We start from the raw sequence: 4,515 nt of genomic DNA on the forward strand, positions 1-4,515 counted from the left end.
CATGACGGCCGCCATGATCTGCCAGGGGGCCTGGTTGTCGATGGCGCCCGCACCGAGGCCGGCGACCGCGAAGGAGTAGGCCACCTTGTTCACGGGGCCCCCGAGGTCGATGGCCATCATGAGGCCGAGGATCACGCCGAGACCGAGGGCCGCGGTTCCGGTGAGGCCTGACAGCCAGTCGTTCAGACCGAGGGTCAGGGCGGCAATCGGTCCGCCGAGCACGAGGAACATGAGGCCCGAGGCGACGATTGATGCAACGAGCGGAATGATGACCACGGGCATGAGGCTGCGCAGCCAGCGGGGAACGGCAATGCGGCCGATCATCAGGGCCACGTACCCTGCGAGCAGGCCGCCGACGATACCGCCGAGGAAGCCGGCGCCCATGAAGCCCGCCACCGCACCGGCCACGAAGCCGGGGGCGATGCCCGGGCGGTCGGCGAGGGCGTAGGCGATGTAGCCTGCGAGCGCCGGCACCAGGAAGGCGAGCGAGAGCGATCCGATCTTGAACGCCACGGCACCGAGGTACTGGCCGAGCCCGCCGTCGGGCAGGTTCAGCAGGCTGTTCTCCAGGACGACGGCGTCAGCCGTCTCGGTGATGAGGTAGCCGCCCAGCAGGAAGCCGAGGGCGATCAGGAGCCCGCCGCCGGCAACGAAGGGGATCATATAGCTGACACCGGTGAGGAGGGCGCGCTTGAGCGTGCTGCCGATGCTGTCCTTGCTGCCGTCGTCGTCGGTCTGCTCACCGCCTGCCGTTCCTGCAACACGCCGGGCATTCGGGTTCTTTGCTGCCGCCACTGCTTCCTCGACCATCACGCCGGGTTCATCGATCCCGCGCTTGACGGGTGAACTGATGACGGGAAGGCCGGCGAAGCGTGCCTTGTCGCGGACGTCGACGTCGACGGCGAAAATCACCGCATCAGCCGCGGCGATGACCGAGGGGTCCAGCGGGGTTGCGCCCGAGGAGCCCTGGGTCTCGACCTGGAGATCGATGCCGCGTTCTTTTGCGGCGGCTACGAGGGAGTCCGCGGCCATGTAGGTATGGGCGATGCCTGTGGGACACGCGGTCACCGCGACGAGGCGGCGAACCTCGCCCCTGGTGTCGCCTTCTTCTCCCGGCCCACCAGGTGCACCCGGCGCGGCCTGTCCAGCCGCATGGGCGCCGGCGACGGCCGCTCCGGTTGGAGCGCTGTTCGGAGAAGTTGCTGCGGCCTGCGGAGCCGTTTCGGCGCCGATGCCCAGCGCTCCCTCGACGAGCCGCACGATGTCCTCGTTGGTCTCGGCGGCCCGAAGGGAGGCGGTGAAGTCCTTCCGGATGAGCGAGCGCGCGAGCTTCGAGAGCAGCTTCAGGTGTTCCTGGTCGGCGCCGTCGGGCGCTGCGATGAAGAACACCAGGTCGGCGGGGCCGTCCTTGGCGCCGAAGTCGACGCTTGGCGAAAGGCGCGCCATGGCGAGTGTCGGCACGAGCACGGCCCGGGACCGGCAATGGGGAATGGCGATGCCGCCGGGAACCCCCGTCGCGGTCTTTTTCTCCCGGGCCAGGGCATCCGCGTAGAGTCCGTCCACTTCGCTGGAGCGGCCCTGCCCGGCAACCTGTTCAGCCAGGTAACGGATCACCGTGGCCCGTTCTGTTCCGAGGTTCCGGTCCAGAGTGACAAGCTCCGGAGTGATGAGATCGGACATTAGACTTCCTCCTGTGCAAGGGGTGCTGCGTGGGGCGCGTCTGCGCTGGAATCAATCACCGGCAGGATGGTCGATAGTTTCGTGACCGATACTGCGGCCGGCGTGGTCTGGATCAGTGAGGGCACTGCGGAACCCGGCAGGGATGCTGCCGCTGAGCCGTGGGCCACTGCCTGGCGCAGGCAGTTCTCGGGCAGCTCACCAGCAACCTGGGCCAGCAGGTACCCTGCAAGCGCTGAATCGCCGGCACCCACCGTTGAGCGTGCGACCACGGGTGGATGCTGGGCATGCCAGGCTCCCCGCGGAGTGACGAGCAGGGCGCCGCGCGATCCAAGGGTAGCCAGGACCGCGCCCGTTCCCTCACTGATGAGGACACCGCAGGCACGGGCTGCCAGCTCGAAGTCTTCCTCGAGTCCGCTCCCCTCGCCGATCCCCGTCAGTTCGGCGAGCTCTTCGGCGTTCGGTTTGAGGAGATCCGGTGGATTCGGTCCTCCGGCGGCTTCCGCGAGGGGCACTCCCGAGGAATCGACGGCCATCAACGGTGCCGCGGCGCCGTACCTCTTCCGCACTGCTGCGATGACCGTGGTGTAGAAGTCGGGCGGAACACCGGGCGGCAGGGATCCAGCGAGGACCAGCCACTGCGCGCCTTCGGATTCCCGGACCACCAGTGCGAGGAGGGCTTCCACCTGGTCCGCCTCCAGCACTGGCCCGGGCTCGTTGATCTTCGTGGTGGTGCCGTCGGGTTCGGTGAGGGCGGTATTGGTGCGAAGCGGCGTGCCGATACCCAGGTTCCGGTAGGGAACTCCTGCCTCCCGCAGCCCGGCGAGAACGGGGTCGCCGTCGTCGCCCGGAAGGAGCGCCAGGGAAGGCACCGATGACGCGGTGAGTGCCCGGCTGACGTTGACTCCCTTTCCGCCGGCTTCCTGCGCTGCCCCGGAGGCGCGCTGCACGGCACCCCGGGCAAGGGGCAGGGTGAGTTCCACAGTGCGGTCGATGCTCGGATTGGCGGTCAGCGTGAGAATCATGCGATCACCACCTCGACGTCGGCATCGGCGAAAGCTGCGGCAAGGGCGCCGGTCGGCGCCGAGTCGGTGATGAGCGCATCGATGTCCTCCAGGGAAGCGAAACTGACAAGGGTTTCTTCGTCGAACTTCGAACTGTCGACCAGCAGGACCACCCTGCGGGCGGAACGGACGATCGCGGCCTTCACTGCCGCTTCGTCGGCGTCGGGCGTGCTGAGACCGAATCCTGCCGAGACGCCGTTGGCTCCCACGAACGCGACATCGGCGCGCAACCTGCCGAAGCGGACCACGGTGCCGCTTCCGACGGCGGCGCTGGTGGGTGCCCGCACGCGCCCGCCCACCAGTTCCACCTGCAGGCCCGAGCCGACNTGCCGCTTCCGACGGCGGCGCTGGTGGGTGCCCGCACGCGCCCGCCCACCAGTTCCACCTGCAGGCCCGAGCCGACCGCGGAGTTCGCGATCGGAACGGCATGGGTGATGACGGTCAGGCCCGGCCGGTCCCCGGGGAGAAGCTCCACGAGGGCTCCGGTGGTGGTGCCGGCGTCGAGCACGATGGCGCCCGTCGCCGGAACCATCTCAAGGGCGGCCTGGGCGATGCGCCGCTTCTGAGACGTCTGCGCGGCTTCCCGGCTGGTCAGGCTCGGTTCATTCGTCGTGGCGAAGTTCTCGGCGATCGCGCCGCCATGGACGCGGCGAAGCACCCCGTCCCGTTCGAGCAGGGCGAGGTCACGCCGCACTGTTTCCTTGGTGATGGCGAAGCGTGAGGACAGCCCCGCGACGGTGACCCTGCCGTCAGCAGAGACGAGGTTGCTGATCTGTCGGTAACGTTCCTCGGCGAACATTCGGAGCTCCTGTGCTGGCAGGTGGATCTTTGGTTATGTGAGACTAGCCCCGCTTGTCTGTCACCGTCAAGACTTTTTAGGAAAGATTCAAACTTAAACACAGATGCAGGGCCCGATCGGCGATCTGCGCGGCCGGTATGGCCCGAGCGGCTCGCCAACGGCGGAGGCCGGCGGTTGGGCGGCGTCGAACCGGGAAGGAAAAAGGGAATTGCACGGAGTGTCATCGATAATATTCATGACTGATTTCCATTACTTTTACCCCGTGCAATCTCGATACAATCTCGATGGAATGTTGATCGATTAGGCTGCAATGCGATCGAAGAACGGCGATATTCAAAAGTCCGCCGGTCGGCGGGTTTGGGCGCAGGCCGCGCGGCCGGGGGAGGGTTCCGTGTGCTCCTGATTTCGATGAGCCGCCCCAGTGCTGGGCAATTGGACACTTTCAGGGATTGCCCAGCGACCGGCGCATGGGGCGATCAATGCCTTGATTGCCGGCAAAGGGTGAGTGCTAGGATTGAACCCTAAGCATGCTGATGAAGTAGGGTAGAAAAAAGTTGCACTCCGGTGCATCGGTCTTATCCGCAACCGTCGGCCCCCAGGGGTCGACACATATCACTCAAGGAGCACCTCATGTTGCACTTCCTCGCATTTCTCATTCTCGGCCTTATCGCCGGCGCCATCGCCAAGCTGATCCTGCCCGGCAAGCAGGGCGGCGGATGGCTGATCACCATGATCCTCGGCGTCGTCGGCGCACTGCTGGGCGGATTCATCGCCAACGCGGTCTTCAGCGTCGATACCTCGTCGACGTTCTCGCTCCCGTCGATCCTGTTCGCCGTCCTCGGCGCACTCATCGTCCTCGTCATCTACGGTGCCGTCACCAAGCGGGGTTCGCGCGTCTAAGCGACACTGTTGCAACGGATCCCACCTGAACCTTTGGGGGAACAGCGTGGGGGACAGGAAAGGCGCCGCCGGATA

Annotated in this window: 5 protein-coding genes; 1 reads left to right on the forward strand and 4 read right to left on the reverse strand. The window is 66.5% G+C overall.

Translation table 11 applies throughout. The annotated features are described in order from the left end of the window. The 4 genes from Y705_RS20195 to Y705_RS23685 form a co-directional block, all read right to left on the reverse strand. The coding region (locus tag Y705_RS20195; protein ID WP_049822806.1) for a PTS fructose transporter subunit IIABC at nucleotides 1–1,680 on the reverse strand (1,680 nt) is incomplete at its 3' end. Beyond that, nucleotides 1,680–2,702 carry a 1-phosphofructokinase family hexose kinase gene (locus Y705_RS0114170; RefSeq protein ID WP_026533335.1) on the reverse strand — a complete coding sequence of 341 codons (1,023 nt, stop codon included), beginning with the start codon at nucleotides 2,700–2,702 and terminating at the stop codon, nucleotides 1,680–1,682. The genes Y705_RS0114170 and Y705_RS20195, both read right to left, overlap by 1 nt. Beyond that, nucleotides 2,699–2,989, reverse strand: coding sequence for a DeoR/GlpR family DNA-binding transcription regulator (locus Y705_RS23490; protein WP_444826191.1), 291 nt, complete (start codon nucleotides 2,987–2,989; stop codon nucleotides 2,699–2,701). Before Y705_RS23490 ends, Y705_RS0114170 begins: the two co-directional genes overlap by 4 nt. Continuing rightward, nucleotides 2,884–3,540 (reverse strand): DeoR/GlpR family DNA-binding transcription regulator, encoded by a 657-nt coding sequence (locus Y705_RS23685; RefSeq protein WP_444826192.1) that lies wholly within the window; start codon nucleotides 3,538–3,540, stop codon nucleotides 2,884–2,886. Before Y705_RS23685 ends, Y705_RS23490 begins: the two co-directional genes overlap by 106 nt. A gap of 630 nt (nucleotides 3,541–4,170) precedes the next feature. Here Y705_RS23685 and Y705_RS0114180 point away from each other — a divergent pair. Then, nucleotides 4,171–4,440: a GlsB/YeaQ/YmgE family stress response membrane protein gene (locus Y705_RS0114180; protein WP_444826190.1), complete on the forward strand. Its 270-nt coding sequence runs from the start codon at nucleotides 4,171–4,173 to the stop codon at nucleotides 4,438–4,440. The last annotated feature ends 75 nt before the right edge of the window (nucleotides 4,441–4,515 follow it).

The organism is Arthrobacter sp. H41 (genome assembly GCF_000520535.1).
GTDB lineage: Bacteria > Actinomycetota > Actinomycetes > Actinomycetales > Micrococcaceae > Arthrobacter_D.

Bases quoted from the DNA above. Each gene is read 5' to 3' on its own strand.
- Y705_RS0114170 (WP_026533335.1), bottom strand. From the start codon at position 2,702: ATGATTCTCACGCTGACCGCCAATCCGAGCATCGACCGCACTGTGGAA.
- Y705_RS0114180 (WP_444826190.1), top strand. From the start codon at position 4,171: ATGTTGCACTTCCTCGCATTTCTCATTCTCGGCCTTATCGCCGGCGCC.